The following is a 14,460-nucleotide window of genomic DNA, read 5'->3' on the forward strand; positions in this document are numbered from 1 at the left end:
GCCTGCTCAGCGGTCTTCGTGCACAGTCAGGTCGGTCTTGTGGACCTGATCGGTCTCCTGGATCAGCCCCGCGGCCTTGCGAAGGATGAAGCCGGTCGCCTCCATCAGCTTCCCGGCCGCGTCGAACTCGCTGTGCACGCCCTGTTTGAACGTGCCGACCGCACTGTGCACGTCCTTCGAGCCGCCCATCGTGCCGAACGGGCTCTCCGGCTCGTCGTCAACGCCGGTGAGGTGCTTCTTGGACTTTTCGAACTCGTCCTTCAGCTTCTCCACGTTCCTGGCGGCAATGGCCATGGAATCCGGGTCGTAGACAGGCACCGTTCGTCATCCCCTTCGCGACACTCGCTTCCCGACCAGTTCGGACGTTCCGCTCCCCAGGTCGGTTCCCGTGTTTACTCTAAGACTTCGGACGCGTGCCGTGTGCAGTTCTTCGCGACTTCCGGCCGCGAACCCCCGAACCGGGTTAGAGCAAGGTCAAAACGGGAGAAAACGGTCTGCCTCAAGGCGTCAAATCGCGGCCTGCAACTCCCGCACCCGCTCCGCCAGCACCGCGTTGTCCGCCGGGCTTACCGTCGCCCAGGTGTGGCCGTCCGAATCGTCGGTGAGTTGGAACAGATACCGCCCGGAATCGGTGTCGTAAAACGCCGCCACGTGCGGTGACCGGCGCACCGTTCCGTCCCGCAGCACGCGTTCCGCGCAGAACTGGCCGCGGGCGGCCTGACCCATCAGCATGCCCGCCAGCTCCTGCGCTTCCCACAACGCCACGCCCCGGTCCTCCAAGGCCGTGACCAGCGCTTTCGGATCACCAGCAGCAGCCGCGTCGGCGGCGACGAGCGTGCTGTGCGGTACCGAGACCGACTGGCCGACGCCCGGGTCGAGCGATCCGGCGACCGACACCACGGCGTCGGCGAGCGCGCTGGCGTCGGCGGGAATCAGCCACACCTCGTCCCGGTCGACCACGGCGAGCACGGCTTGGCTGCCCCGGCTCACCGCCCGGCCGTGGATCTCGCGGTCCGCCCACACCCAGACGTCCACCGCTTCCCTCGGGCGCGCCAGCAAATGCAGCTGGTCGAGCACCGTCCCAGAAGGACGGCGGCCGCGCGCCAGCCGTCGCTGCGCCAGCGAATCCCAGACGGACTCGATCAGTTCGGCCCGTTCGGTGTGCGTGCGCCCCGGCGACGGAACCGCGAGCGCGGCCGGACGCCCGCCCAGGTCCAGCGATTCCCACAGCACATCGAATTCGAGGGCGGTCAGTACCAGGTTCACGGCCGGCGCACGTCTCCCGTGCCGTCGCCGAGGACGTCGCGCGTCACCATCCGGCCGTCGGCGAACAGATCCTTGTCGTCAACGCCGAATCGGCGCACGTGCTCGTCGTCGCTTTCCTGCGGAGCGGCTTCGGAGAGGAATTTGGCGTCACCGCCGCCCGATTTCGGCGCGATCTGCTCGGCTTTCCGCAGTGCGACGGCTTCTTCCTCGGGAAGCTCGTCGACCGGCAACGGCCGGACCAGACCTTTCTGCTGACCTTCCGGTGCGCGGCCTTGCCGTTCGCGGTCTCCGGAAAGCGCGCCACCGGCCACTCCCGCGCCCAAAGCGGCAGCGCCTGCCCCGATTTCTCCGGGCGACGCTCCTCCTCCGCGCAGGACCGGGGCATTGCCGGGGGTTTCGGCGGCGGGGGCCGGCGGCGTCTGCGGGACACTGCCGACCAGTCGACCTCGTTGCAGCGCTTGGTTTTCGTGACCGCCACCGCTGCCGCCCGCGGCACCGCCGGGATTTCCCGCCGAGCCACCGCCGACCGCGGAACGCCCGGATCCGCTGGTCCCACCGAAACTTTCCGAACTGCCCACGGTTCCGCGGTTAGCCGGACCGCTTTCGGATCCGCTGCCAGTCCCACGCGGACCAGTCGGCAGAAACGACCCGGACTCCCCGGGCCGCATTCCGCCAGGAACCCGCGAACCACCCGAAGTGCTTGGCACACCAGAACTTCCCGGCCCGCCGGTGGAACCGACCGACCGAGGCGCACCAGGCAATCCCGGCTCGCTGACCCGAGGCGTGCTCCCCGGTGCCTTCTCCCAACCCGACGGCGGAGGAGGCGAAGACGGCGGCACGTAACTGGCCGCGACCACCGGCGCAGCTGGCCGAGCCGCCGGTGCTGGCGAGGGCGTGCCGTAAGCAGGCGTCGGCGGATCCGCAACCGGAGCAGGAGGCGGCGGCGGGGGAACGTACTCCGACTTCACCGACGCCGCGGCCGGCCGCACCTGGCCGTCCGGTGTCACGTCGACCGCCGCGGCCGCGCGGTCGACCGGGCTCGGCCCGCTGCCGGGCTGGACCATCGTCAGCGACTGCGGCTGGCTCAGCGGTTCGGTGGACAGCAGGTTTTCCCCGCTCTGCTGGGCATAGGCGTTCAACGCCTCGACCGCTTGGCCGCGCGCGTTGTCCGCGGCCTGCACCTGAGCCGCGTGATCAGTCTCGAATCCGAGGAAGCTCGCCACCGAATCGACGAGAGTGAGGCTCTCCGCGCCTTTGCGCACCGCGGCCGGATCGGGCAGCTTGTACTTGGTGCGGTTGAACGCTTCCCCTTGCGCGAAAAGCATTTCCGCGGTGTGCGCGACCTTCTGCATCGCGTCCTGCGAGAAGCCCGCCTGGTCGGACAGCACCTGCCCGGCCTGTCCGCCCGCCTGGCTCTGCCATTCGACACCCAGCTTCGCCAGCTGATCGCGCAACGTGTGGTCGGTGCTCGCGAGCGCGGTCGCGATTTCCCGCAACGCCTCGACCGCGGTGGCGATGCTGGCGATTCCGTCGCCGGTGCCGAACTTCTCGATCTCGTCGGCGATGGCGGTGTCGGTCCACCCGTCGAAACGGTGGTCGCGGATCCTGCCCGCGAGTTCGGAGATCTCCACGCGCCCTCCCTAGGTCCGGTTCTTCAGGCCCTGCACGGCCAGGCCGGCGGCCTGGGTGGCGATGTCGCACAACTGCGGCTGGCTGAACGCGCCCGCGGTGACCGCGAACTCCTGTGCCGCGATGGTCTGTCCCGCGGCGACGCCGACGAGCACCTCGCAGTCGGCAGGCGTGCCCGCCGCGCGGTAGTTCGTGATCGCCGGATAGCCCTCGACGCTGGTCGGCGCGGTGGTCATGCTGTTCTTGCGCCGCGATCCGGTGAGCCACTCCTGCACGTCCGCGCTGACGATCCGCAGGTGCAGCGCGTGGAACGGCTCGGTCTTGTCCGAGTCGAACACGCAGGTGGGCCCGTCCTTCGCCTCGGCGGCCTTGCGCGGCACGCTCGTGACCTTCAGCAGGTCGAGCTGCGCCTGCCCGAGCAGATCGCACGGATCGGTCCCGGCGACCGGCAAGTCCGACGGCCGCGGCGGCAATGCGGCCGCTTTCGTCTGCTGCGCCAGGGAGCTCATCGCGGGCTCTACGGGGTACGCGGTGCCTTGCTCGCCCGACGAGCAGCCCGCGACGCCGAGCACCGCGACGACGGCGAGAACTGGCTTAGTGGATGCCGTGCGCACCGCGGTCCCCGAACGCCGCGGCCTTGTCCGCGTCGCTGGCCTCGTACGTCTTCGCTGCTTCGCGCAACTGTCCGACAAGCTTGTGCAGATTGGCGACGTACGCGCGCACCTGCGCGGCGTACGACTGATCGCCTTCCGCGACAACGGTGTTCCACGCGGCCATGGCGTTCACGCTCACCGTGTCCGACGAAGGAGTGTCGACGCGCAGCTCGCCCAGCCGCGTGAGGAGCTTGTCTTCGAGCGCACTGACCTGCTCGTCGACCACCCGCGCGACCTCGAGCAGCTTCGCCGGCTCAACGACGATGTCCGCCACGCCCGGCGCTGCCGGTACCGACGAAGCCAGGTCGGTGAGCGGTGTGCTTCCCGGCATGCGCTAACCCCTCCCGTGATACGGACGGTGACCGTACGGACCCGTTTCGAGGCTACCAACCGGCGCGTGAACCCGTGGCGAACTTCGTGGAGAAGCCGCTCAGGCGGGTGCGGTTACTTCCCCGTTGGCCGCGCGCAGTGCGATGTCGGTGCGATGGTGCGAGCCAGCGAGGTGTACGCGCTCAACAGTCTCGTACGCGTGCTTACGCGCCGCCTTAAGCGTCTTACCAGTGCCGACAACCGACAGCACGCGTCCGCCGGCCGAGATCACCGCACCGTCGTCGCGACGCCGCGTACCCGCGTGAAGCACGCCTTCGATCTCTCCGCCGGTGATGACGTCACCAGTGCGCGGCTTGCCCGGGTACCCGTCCGCGGCGATCACGACGGTGACCGCAGCCCCGCCCGACCACTCCAGCGGCGGCAGCTCAGCGAGCTTCCCAGTGGCCGTCGCGTTCAGCACGGACAGCAGCGGCGTACGCAGCAGCGCCAGCACAACCTGCGTCTCGGGGTCGCCGAAGCGGCAGTTGAACTCGATCACCTGCGGGCCTTCCGAGGTGAGCGCGAGGCCGGCGTACAGCAGGCCGGAGAACGGGCAGCCCCGGTCGGCGAGTTCGTCCACCACCGGCTGCACGACTCGCGCGACGACGTCGTCCACCAGGTCGGCGGGCGCCCACGGCAGCGGCGCGTAGGCACCCATGCCGCCGGTGTTCGGGCCGGTGTCGCCGTCTCCGACGCGCTTGAAGTCCTGCGCGGGCAGCATCGGCACCACGGTGCGGCCGTCGACGAAGCAGAACAGCGACGCCTCCGGACCGTCCAAAAAGGACTCCAAGAGGACCGGGTGCCCGCCGTCGAGCAGCATCAGCGCGTGCTTGCGCGCGACCTCGACGTCCTGCGTCACGACCACGCCCTTGCCCGCGGCGAGACCGTCGTCCTTCACGACCCAGGTGGGCCCGAAGCGCTGAAGCGCGGCGTCGAGGCGCGCGGGAGTGTCGACAACCTCGCTGCGAGCCGTCGGCACCTTCGCGGCCGCCATGACGTCTTTCGCGAACGCCTTCGACCCCTCGATGCGCGCAGCTGCGGCAGACGGTCCGAAGCAGGCGATGCCGGCTTCGCGCACCGCGTCGGCGACGCCCGCGACGAGCGGCACCTCCGGCCCGATCACGACGAGGTCGGCCTTCCACTCCTTGGCCAGGGCCGCTACGGCCTCCGGCTCGGCGAGCTCGACCCCGAGCTGCTCCGCGACCGCAGTCGTGCCGGCATTGCCGGGGGCGCAAGCGAGCGCCGTGACCGCGGGGTCGCCTGCCACCGCGAGGACGAGTGCATGCTCCCGAGCGCCGGAGCCGATTACCAGTACGCGCACGCGGGACAGCGTAACGGTGCGTGTCGCGCGGCGGCAGCGCGCCGTCCGCGACCCCGGCCTGGACCAGACGCGCGACTGGTCCGGTGCGCGCTCAGCCTGGCGCGAAGGTTGTCCGGATTCGGGTGCCATCGACCGTTTACCCGGTTGTCAACCGCTCGTCCGGCTGGTGCCGTGCGCCCGACGCTTGCGGCGGTGAGGGTGACGCGGTAGTCGTGGCGAGCTGCGGATCGCCCGGTAGAGAAAGGTCCCCCATGAAGCGCAAACGCCTCGGCGTGCTCGCCCTGTCCGGCCTGGCCCTGCTCGGCGTCGCCGGCCTCGCGATCGGCCCGGCCGCCGCGAGCGAGGAGACGGCCGCGGGTGCGGCCGCGCACGGTCCCCGGCACGATGACCCGGTGATCGTCGGACACCGGGGCGCGCCCGGCTACCGCCCGGAGCACACGCTCGCGTCGTACGAACTCGCCTACCGGATGGGCGTGGACTACGTCGACGTCGACCTGGTGCCGACCAAGGACGGCCAGCTCGTCGCCCGGCACGAGCCGGAGATCGGCGGCACCACCGACGTCGCGGCCCATCCGGAGTTCGCCTCGCGCAAGACGACGAAGGTCATCGACGGAACCACGATGACCGGCTGGTTCACCGAGGACTTCACGCTCGCCGAGCTGAAGACGCTCTACGCCAAGGAGCGGATCCCGCAGAACCGGCCGAACAACCAGCTCTACGACGGCCGCTACCGGATCGCGACGTACCAGGAGGTGCTCGACCTGACCCAGCGGCTCGGCCGCGAGCTGCACCGGACGCTGGGCACCTACCCGGAGGTCAAGCACTCGACCTACTTCTCGTCGATCGGCAACCCGACCGAGCCGAAGCTGGTGTCGATCCTCGACCGCAACGGCCTGAACCGGCCGAACGCGCCGGTGATCATCCAGTCGTTCGAGGTGTCGAACCTGCAGGCGCTGCACAAGCAGGTGCGGGTGCCGCTGCTGCAGCTGACGGAGGCGAAGGGCGCTCCGGCGGACTTCGTCGCGAAGGGCGACAAGCGCACCTACGCCGACCTGGTCACGCCCGCCGGTCTGCGCGAGATCGCGAAGTACGCGAAGTACCTCGGCCCAGAGAAGGGGCAGGTCATCCCGCGGGACGCGCAGGACAACCTCGGCAAGCCGACCACGCTGATCGCCGACGCGCACCGCGCCGGGCTTGAAGTGCAGCCCTACACCTTCCGCAACGAAAACCCGTTCCTTCCGGCGAACCTGCGCTCCTCGGCAAGCCCGAGTGCGTTCGGCAACGTGTTCGCGGAGGAAGCGGCGTTCCTGAAGGCCGGGGTCGACGGGTTCTTCGCCGACCAGCCGGACACCGCGCTGGAGTCGGTGCGGGACTTCACTGGTCGCTGATTTTCGTTTGCAGGCTTAGGTTTCTTCTCGGCCCGCCGGTGACGTTCGTGTTCACCGGCGGGCCTTTCACACCGGGAACGGTGGACAGGCTGCCCGTCGGCATCGTCGTGCCGCCCAGGACGAGATGCTCAATCATCGTGACGATGGAGTGCTCCGCGGAGCGCGCGGGCGACAGTCCGTTGCAATCGCCGCAGGATCTTGATCGTCTCCTCATCCGAGAACCCGGTCGTAATCGGCCAATCCATCCCGGACCCGAACCCGTCGCTGGCGAACACGATTTCGGTAGCTGCCACCAGCCGCCGCCAGTCCCGAAGACTCAGCGGATCACCAGCGACGAGCGCCGCTCGCAGCCGGAGCCTCTCCTCGTGCAGATCAGCCACGCTCCGAAAGTCCATCGCGACCGCGAGCGCCTCGCTGCAGTGCGCTGGTCCGCCCCATTCAGCCAGCCCGCACCGCAGCACCTCGCGCTCGTCCTCAGCGAGTTCAATCGCCACCAAGTCTTCGGCGTTCACCGGCGAATCATGGCCTGCGTGCTCACCCACCCACAGATGACCGGTTCGAGTGATGCTTTCTCGAACATCAGTTCGACATACTGGGTTCATGATGATCACCGAAACCCGGACCGCCCTGCGCCGTTCGGAGGAGCTTTTGCCCAGCTACCAGCGAAACCTTGACACCCGCGAACGGAGAGGGCTAACTTCTGCCCACTCTCAATGGTCTGTCCGCATACCTTTCAGGTGGGTGCCCGATGGATGTCTCCGACCAGCAGACCGGCCAACCCGACGAAGACAGCGCTCGCCTGCACGCGCTCGGCTACGCGCAGGAACTCAAACGCACGATGTCGGCGTTCTCCAACTTCGCCGTGTCGTTCACGATCATCTCGATCCTGTCCGGCTGCCTCACGCTGTACGGCTTCGGCATGAAGACCGGCGGCCCGGCGGCGATGATCTGGGGCTGGCCGCTGGTCGGGCTGTTCGTGGTGCTGGTCGGGCTGGGCATGGCGGAAGTGTGCTCGAGCTACCCGACCGCGGGCGGGCTCTACTACTGGGCGGCGAAGCTGGCGACCCGCAACGGCCCGGCGTGGTCGTGGTTCACCGGCTGGTTCAACCTGATCGGGCAGATCGCGGTCACCGCTGGCATCGACTTCGGAGCCGCGCTCTTCCTGAACGCGTTCCTCGATCTGCAGTGGGGCTTCAGCGCGACGCCGGGGCACACGATTTTGCTGCTGGCCGTCATTCTCGTCGTGCACGGGGCGCTGAACACCTTCGGCGTGCGAGTGGTGGCGGTGCTGAACAGCGTCAGCGTGTGGTGGCATCTGCTGGGCGTGCTGGTGATCGTGGGCGTGCTCGTGTTCGTGCCGGCGAAGCATCAGGAAGCGTCGTTCGTGTTCGGCAGCTTCGTGAACCAGACCGGCTGGGGTTCCGCGCCGTATGTGTTCTTGCTGGGTTTGCTGCTGGCGCAGTACACCCTCACCGGCTACGACGCCTCGGCGCACATGACGGAGGAAACCAAGAACGCCGCGAAAGCGGGACCGCGCGGAATCATCAACTCGATCCTCGTGTCGCTGGTCGCGGGCTGGATCCTGTTGATCGGCCTGACGTTCGCGATCCAGGACTACGACGGAGCCGTCAATTCGGCCACGGGTGTTCCGCCGGCACAGATCTTCATCGACGCGACCGGAGCCGTGACCGGCAAATTCCTGCTCCTGATCTGCATCGGCGCACAGTTGTTCTGCGGCATGGCGTCAGTGACCGCGAACTCCCGCATGATCTACGCCTTCGCCCGCGACGGCGCGATCCCGGGTTCGAAGATCTGGCACAACATCAACAAACGAACCCAAACCCCGACCAACGCAGTATGGCTCGCGGCCGGTGGCGCACTGGTGCTGGCGTTGCCGTACCTGTGGAGCGCGACGGCTTACGCGGCAGTCACCTCGATCGCGACAGTGGGCCTGTACGTCGCGTACGTGATCCCGGTCTTCCTCCGCGTCCGCCGCGGCGACAGCTTCGAGAAAGGCCCGTGGAACCTGGGCCGCTGGGGCAAACCGATCGGCATCGTCGCGACGGCGTGGGTCGTGGTGATCTTCGTGCTCTTCATGCTGCCGCAAGCAAGTCCCATCACGGTCGACACGTTCAACTACACGCCGATCGCCTTCCTGGTGGTGCTGGGAGGAGCGGCCCTGTGGTGGGTCTTGTCCGCGCGGAAGTGGTTCACCGGCCCGAAGGTGCAGGGCTCGGCGGAGGAATTGGCCGCCGTGGAAAAGGAACTGAAGGAGCTCGGCTAGTCCCGCGAGTTCTCGAGACTGCCGACCGTTCTCCACCCTGCGTCGCTTCGCCTGGCGTCCCTTCGCCTGGTGCCGGTCTGCCCGGCTTCGCTTGGCCCCGCAGCGTGCCGTCTGGCATCGCACGGTCTGGCAGCGTGCCGTCTGGCATCGCACGGTCCGGCGGTGTGCCGTCTGGCATCGCACGGTCTGGCAGCGTGCCGTCTAGCGGCGTTCGGTCCAGCGGCGCGCCGTCCGGCGTCGCACGGTCCGGCGGTGTGCCGTCTGGCATCGCACGGTCTGGCAGCGTGCCGTCTAGCGGCGTTCAGTCCAGCGGCGCGCCGTCCGGCATCGCACGGTCCAGCGGCGTCGTCCGGTCCGACATCGCTCCGCCGAGCGCCTGATCGGAGCCTGCGAACGGGAGTCTGGTCGGCCGCTCGCCGAACCGCCGTGTGCCGACCGCGTCGCCCGACCGGTTCATCCGCGGCGAGGCGGACCGGCTGCCACAGCATCGCTGGGCTCGCCCGCCGTCGCCTGCCCGCGACTGCCTCGGCAGAGCCGTTTTGCCCACGGTCAACCGCTACTTGCGGTGTCGCCGGGCGGCTTGACTCACTACGACCAACCATTCCGACGTTCGCGCCGCCCACGGTTTCCGCCTCAATGCAAGGCGGCTGTCCCGTCCACCCCGTGACCCACCCGGGCGCGACGCTTCCTGGCCGTCGCCGTCCGCCAAGCCACCGCGTCGATGCCGGGTCGCCACCCGACCCGGCCACCAGGCCGCAGGTGCTGCCCCCCGAACGGCGGGGCGCGATGCCCGCGTCGATCCGCCTCCGCCCATCACCATCCGCCAACCGCCGCCGAGCCCGATACCGCTGACCCGAAAGGACCCGCTCACCAACGCCTCACGAAGCCCACCAACAAGCCGCCCTCCGCCCGCAACCCACCCGTCCACCTCGTCCCGAAGGGAGTCCCGACACGAACCCACACCATCCGTGCCTCCTCCGACCCATGAGTCAAGATGCGAAGCATGGAGACCTTGACGCTGGTCGGCGTGCTCGCCGGGTCGCTCGGGCTGACTGCGATCGCCCGGCGGTTCAACCTGTCCGCGCCGCTGCTCATCGTGGTGGTCGCGCTGGGGGTCGCGTTGATTCCCGGCGTTCCGCGGGTCGAGCTGGAACCCGAACTGATCCTGACTGTCGTGCTGCCGCCGTTGCTGTACTCGACGTCGCTGGAGAGTTCGATCGCCCACTTTCGTGCGAACTTGAGGCCGATCATCACGCTCGGCGTGCTGCTCGTGGTGGCCACCGCGTTCGTGATCGCGTTCGTCGTGCACCTGCTGCTGCCCGATTTGCCGTGGGCCTCAGCGCTGGTGCTCGGGGCGGTCGTGTCTCCGCCGGACGCGGTCACTGCTGTCGCGATCGGACGGCGGCTGGGGTTGCCCCGGGGCGTGATGACGGTGCTCACCGGCGAGAGCCTGGTCAACGACGCGGCCGCACTCACGCTGTACAAGGTCGCGCTCGCGGCGGTGGCCGGGACGGCGGGATCGCTCGGGCACGGGTTCGCGGTCTTCGCCGTCGCGACGGTGGTCGGCGTCCTCGTCGGACTGGTCGCGGGCGGGGTCGTCGAGCTGATCCGCACGAGGCTGGACGATCCGCTGCTCGAATCGGCGTTCGGGATCGTGGTGCCGTTCGCGGCGTACGTCACCGCGGAACATCTGCATCCGTTCGGCTCAGAGTTCAGCGGGAGCGGCGTGCTGGCAGTCGTCACGGCGGGGCTGTTCCTCGGGCACCGGTCGTTGCGCGCATCGCCGGCGACGCGGGTGCAGGACCGATCTGTCTGGGCGTCGATCGACGTCATGCTCGAGGCACTGGTGTTCGCGTTGATGGCGCTGCAACTGCCGTTCGTGCTCGACGGGGCGCAGCATGCCGCGCGGGACAACGGGACGCTCGCGTTGTCCGCGATCATCGTGTTGCTCGCTACGATGTTCGTGCGGATACCCGCGGTCTTCCTGTCCAGCTACCTGCCCCGGTCACTGCAACTTCTCCGGCGCACCAAGCATGATCCGCCGCCCTGGCGGTCGCTGGCGGTGATCTCCTGGACCGGCATGCGCGGTGTCGTCACCATCGCCGCCGCGTCCGGCGTGCCCGCGGACACTCCTGGTCGCGCCGAGATCCAGCTGTTCGCGTTCGCCGTCGCGGTCGGGACCGTGCTGATCCAAGGCCTCACGCTGCCACCGCTGATCCGGCTGCTCAAAGTCCAAGACCCGGACGAGGATGCCCGCGACCAGGCCGAAGAGCTGGCCGCGCGCAAGGTCGCGCAAAAAGCCGCGCACGAGCGGCTGCACGAGCTTGTCCGCGACCAACTGTCCACATTAGACATGGAGCCGGAGAAGATGAAGCGGCTCGAGCAACGGCTGGAACGCGTCGTGGACACCCGGTACCGGTTCGCGCAGGCCGCGATCACGCTGTCCGGCGAGGAGCGCCGCGACAGCCCGCAGGCGCAGTTCGCCAAGGCGCGGCGGGAACTCCTCATCACCCAGCGTGCGGCGATGATCGAGGAGAACCGCGCCGGCCGCCTTGACGACGACGTCCTGCAGAAGGTTCTGCGCGAACTCGACCTGGAGGAAATGTCCGTGACGACAACCCTTACGAACCGGATGAGTTGAGTTCGCCCGTCAGCCGCCAGGTGCGCCGCCGGTCCTCGTCGGTGTGCAGGGCGGTCTGGGTGAGCAACACGTCGGTCGCGCCAGCGTCGAAGTAGCGCTGCACGCCGGCGGCGACCGTCTCCTCGTCGCCGATCAGCACCAGGTCCGCCGCGTTTTCGACGCCACCTGCCGCAAGCACCCGTTGGTACGACGGGATCGAACCGTAGAAACCGAGTTCCCGTGCCGCGAGTTCGCGCACCGCATCAACGTCACTGGTCACCACGGCTGGAACGGCGGCGACCACTCGCTTGCCAGGACCGATCCCGGGCACGATCAGGTTCGAGAGAGCCTGCGGGCTGGCCAGATACGGCAACGTGCCGTCGGCCAGTTCACCGGTGACGCGCAACGCCTGCGGCCCCATCGCGGCGACGAGCACCGAAATCGGCACCGCCGGCGCGGGCTCCGTCAGATGCGCCTCCACCGTCGAGCCAGCGAAGTCGACTTGTTCCCCAGCGAACACTGCGCGCAACACGGTCAGGTACTCCCGCAGGTGCCGCACCGGCGGCGGGTACGGCGTGCCATAGACCGGTTCGAGGAAGTTCTTGGCGCCAAGACCGATGCCGAGTGTGAACCGCCCGCCGGACGCCTCGCTCGCCGTGCGCGCGGCGGACGCCAGCGCCAGCGGGTGCCGCGGGTAAATCGGCACGACGGAAGTGCCGATTTCGACCCGAGAGGTCACCTGTCCGGCCAACGCGGCCGCCACCAGCGCGTCGTGGCTCAAGGGCAATTGGGCGAACCAGATCGACGCCGCACCAGCCTCCTCGGCCTCGCGTGCCTGGTCCAGCAATTCGGTCACCGCGATGTGCGCCCGCGGCAGGGTGGGCAAAGTCAGTCCGACGCTCATGTCTTCAAGTATTCAGGCGTACCACCGGTTTCTCACCAGCCGAAACAAGCGCGCATCTTTGTGTCAGCCGCGTTCACAGCCGACGAGAGACCCTGCCCGACGCCCCGGCAGACCCGCACCCTGGACGCCCGACGACTCCAGGAGGACGGATGTCCCTGACCGACGTCATCGACGGCACCCGCCAAGCCGTGCAGACAGACCGGCACAACGCGGCGGTGTCGTTCAGCGTCGACCACGAGCTGGCCGCCAACACCGCGACCGTGGTGGACGTTCGCGTGCGCGACCACGCGTTCACCGTCGACGAGCCGCCCGCGCTCGGCGGCACCGACCAGGCAGCGAACCCGGTCGAATACGCGCTGGCCGCGCTCGGGTCCTGCCAGGTGATCACGTACCAGTTCTGGGCCGCCCGCCTCGGCATCCCGCTCGACGCCGTGCGCGTGAAGGTGGACGGCGACCTAGACCGGCACGGCTTCTTCGGCTTCGACGAATCGACCCGGCCAGGTTTCAGCGACGTGCGGGTGTCCGTCGAACTCGAAGGCCCGTCCGCACCCGAAGCCTACGAACAACTCCACCGCGCGGTGGACGAGCACTGCCCGGTGCTCGACCTTTTCCGCAACCAAACCCCAGTCACCACAACGGTTCGCTGACGAAAACGGCCAGGCCGGTACGAAACCAGCCTGGCCGCTCAAGCCGAGAACTCAGGCGAACTCGTGCCGCACGATCGTCTGCTCCCGCCCGGGACCGACGCCGATCGCCGAAACCCGCGCGCCCGACAGTTCCTCGATCCGCTCGACGTAGGCCCGCGCGTTGGCAGGCAGTTCGTCGTACGTTCGGCAGTGCGAGATGTCCTCGAACCAGCCCGGCAGCTCTTCGTAGATCGGGACCGCGTGGTGCACGTCGGTCTGGGTCATCGGCATGTCCGAGGTGCGGAAGCCGTCCACCTCGTAGCCGACGCACACCGGGACCTTTTCCAGGCCGGACAGCACGTCCAGCTTGGTCAGGAAGTAGTCGGTGATTCCGTTGACCCGCACCGCGTAGCGGGCGATCACCGCGTCGAACCAGCCGGTGCGCCGGGAGCGGCCGGTGGTGACGCCGAATTCGCCGCCCTGTTTGCGCAGGTACTCGCCGGACTCGTCGTCCAGTTCGGTCGGGAACGGGCCGGAGCCGACACGGGTCGTGTACGCCTTCAGGATGCCCAGCACGGTCGTGATGCGGCCCGGGCCGATGCCCGAGCCCGCGCTCGCGCCGCCGGACGTCGGGTTCGACGACGTGACGAACGGGTACGTGCCGTGGTCCACGTCGAGCAGCGTGCCCTGCGAGCCTTCCAGCAGCACCGTCTCGCCGCGCTCCAGCGCCTGGTTCAGCTGCAGCCGGGTGTCGGCGATGCGGTGCGCGAACTTCTCGCCCGCCGCGAGCACCTCGTCGGCGACCTGGTCGGCGTCGAGCGCCTTGCGGTTGTAGACCTTGACCAGCACCTGGTTCTTGAACTCCAAGGCGGCTTCGACCTTCTGCCGGAAGATCTTCTCGTCCAGCAGGTCCTGGACGCGGACGCCGACGCGGGCGATCTTGTCCTGGTAGCACGGCCCGATGCCGCGGCCGGTGGTGCCGATTTTGCGGCTGCCGAGGTAGCGCTCGGTGACTTTGTCGATCGCCACGTGGTACGGCATGATCAAGTGCGCGTCGGCCGAGATCAGCAGCTTGCTGGTGTCGACGTCGCGCTCCTCGAGACCGGCCAGCTCGTCCAGCAGCACGCCCGGGTCGATGACCACGCCGTTGCCGATGACGTTGGTCACGCCCGGCGTCAGGATCCCCGACGGGATGAGGTGCAGCGCGAAGTTCTCGCCGTTCGGCAGCACGACCGTGTGGCCCGCGTTGTTGCCGCCCTGGTAGCGGACGACCCACTGGACGCGGTCGCCGAGCAGGTCGGTGGCCTTGCCCTTGCCCTCGTCCCCCCACTGGGCACCGATCAGCACGATGGCCGGCATGTGACACTCCAGGTGTTCGGCAATAGGAATAGTGACCCCGG

General features: G+C 68.7%; 15 protein-coding genes. 4 read left to right on the forward strand and 11 right to left on the reverse strand.

Annotated features, from left to right (window positions below):
- Positions 1-6: 6 nt before the first annotated feature.
- From H5411_RS07830 to purD, 6 genes are all read right to left on the reverse strand, one after another.
- Complete coding sequence (locus tag H5411_RS07830) at positions 7-318, reverse strand: hypothetical protein (protein WP_101436932.1); 312 nt, start codon at positions 316-318, stop codon at positions 7-9.
- Between the two features lie 189 nt (positions 319-507).
- Positions 508-1,266, reverse strand: a complete 759-nt coding sequence (locus H5411_RS07835; RefSeq protein WP_183123397.1) for an ESX secretion-associated protein EspG — start codon at positions 1,264-1,266, stop codon at positions 508-510.
- Positions 1,263-2,897 carry a hypothetical protein gene (locus H5411_RS07840; protein WP_183123398.1) on the reverse strand — a complete coding sequence of 545 codons (1,635 nt, stop codon included), beginning with the start codon at positions 2,895-2,897 and terminating at the stop codon, positions 1,263-1,265. The genes H5411_RS07835 and H5411_RS07840 overlap by 4 nt, the downstream gene beginning before the upstream one ends.
- 9 nt (positions 2,898-2,906) lie before the next feature.
- Positions 2,907-3,509 carry a DUF3558 domain-containing protein gene (locus tag H5411_RS07845; protein WP_183123399.1) on the reverse strand — a complete coding sequence of 201 codons (603 nt, stop codon included), beginning with the start codon at positions 3,507-3,509 and terminating at the stop codon, positions 2,907-2,909.
- Positions 3,490-3,879 carry a PE domain-containing protein gene (locus tag H5411_RS07850; protein ID WP_037354127.1) on the reverse strand — a complete coding sequence of 130 codons (390 nt, stop codon included), beginning with the start codon at positions 3,877-3,879 and terminating at the stop codon, positions 3,490-3,492. The genes H5411_RS07845 and H5411_RS07850 overlap by 20 nt, the downstream gene beginning before the upstream one ends.
- 99 nt (positions 3,880-3,978) lie before the next feature.
- Positions 3,979-5,238, reverse strand: a complete 1,260-nt coding sequence (gene purD / locus H5411_RS07855; protein ID WP_101436928.1) for a phosphoribosylamine--glycine ligase — start codon at positions 5,236-5,238, stop codon at positions 3,979-3,981.
- Positions 5,239-5,489: 251 nt separating this feature from the next.
- On the opposite strand from purD, the gene H5411_RS07860 reads away from it, so the two are divergent.
- The gene (locus H5411_RS07860; RefSeq protein WP_183123400.1) at positions 5,490-6,626 is read left to right on the forward strand and encodes a glycerophosphodiester phosphodiesterase; all 1,137 of its coding nucleotides are present in this window, start codon (positions 5,490-5,492) and stop codon (positions 6,624-6,626) included.
- Here the strand turns inward: H5411_RS07860 and H5411_RS07865 are convergent.
- Together H5411_RS07865 and H5411_RS07870 are read right to left on the reverse strand one after the other, a co-directional pair.
- Complete coding sequence (locus H5411_RS07865) at positions 6,613-6,762, reverse strand: hypothetical protein (RefSeq protein WP_183123401.1); 150 nt, start codon at positions 6,760-6,762, stop codon at positions 6,613-6,615. The genes H5411_RS07860 and H5411_RS07865 overlap by 14 nt on opposite strands.
- Positions 6,755-7,237: a hypothetical protein gene (locus tag H5411_RS07870; RefSeq protein WP_246368848.1), complete on the reverse strand. Its 483-nt coding sequence runs from the start codon at positions 7,235-7,237 to the stop codon at positions 6,755-6,757. The genes H5411_RS07865 and H5411_RS07870 overlap by 8 nt, the downstream gene beginning before the upstream one ends.
- Positions 7,238-7,374: 137 nt before the next feature.
- On the opposite strand from H5411_RS07870, the gene H5411_RS07875 reads away from it, so the two are divergent.
- Positions 7,375-8,910, forward strand: coding sequence for an amino acid permease (locus tag H5411_RS07875; protein WP_183123402.1), 1,536 nt, complete (start codon positions 7,375-7,377; stop codon positions 8,908-8,910).
- 301 nt (positions 8,911-9,211) lie between these two features.
- Here the strand turns inward: H5411_RS07875 and H5411_RS07880 are convergent, their stop codons facing one another.
- Positions 9,212-9,367 carry a hypothetical protein gene (locus H5411_RS07880; protein WP_158242483.1) on the reverse strand — a complete coding sequence of 52 codons (156 nt, stop codon included), beginning with the start codon at positions 9,365-9,367 and terminating at the stop codon, positions 9,212-9,214.
- 546 nt (positions 9,368-9,913) lie between these two features.
- Here H5411_RS07880 and H5411_RS07885 point away from each other — a divergent pair.
- Positions 9,914-11,551: a Na+/H+ antiporter gene (locus H5411_RS07885; protein WP_183123403.1), complete on the forward strand. Its 1,638-nt coding sequence runs from the start codon at positions 9,914-9,916 to the stop codon at positions 11,549-11,551.
- Here the strand turns inward: H5411_RS07885 and H5411_RS07890 are convergent.
- On the reverse strand, positions 11,532-12,434 hold the full coding sequence (locus H5411_RS07890; protein ID WP_183123404.1) for a TIGR03564 family F420-dependent LLM class oxidoreductase: 903 nt from the start codon (positions 12,432-12,434) through the stop codon (positions 11,532-11,534). The genes H5411_RS07885 and H5411_RS07890 overlap by 20 nt on opposite strands.
- 149 nt (positions 12,435-12,583) lie before the next feature.
- Between H5411_RS07890 and H5411_RS07895 the strand changes: the two genes are divergently transcribed.
- Positions 12,584-13,081: an OsmC family protein gene (locus H5411_RS07895; RefSeq protein ID WP_183123405.1), complete on the forward strand. Its 498-nt coding sequence runs from the start codon at positions 12,584-12,586 to the stop codon at positions 13,079-13,081.
- Between the two features lie 51 nt (positions 13,082-13,132).
- On the opposite strand, the gene H5411_RS07900 is transcribed toward H5411_RS07895, so the two are convergent.
- Positions 13,133-14,419 (reverse strand): adenylosuccinate synthase, encoded by a 1,287-nt coding sequence (locus H5411_RS07900; protein WP_009084870.1) that lies wholly within the window; start codon positions 14,417-14,419, stop codon positions 13,133-13,135.
- Positions 14,420-14,460: the final 41 nt, after the last annotated feature.

Origin of the sequence: Amycolatopsis echigonensis (assembly GCF_014174495.1) — a bacterium.
GTDB classification, from domain to species: Bacteria; Actinomycetota; Actinomycetes; order Mycobacteriales; family Pseudonocardiaceae; genus Amycolatopsis; species Amycolatopsis echigonensis.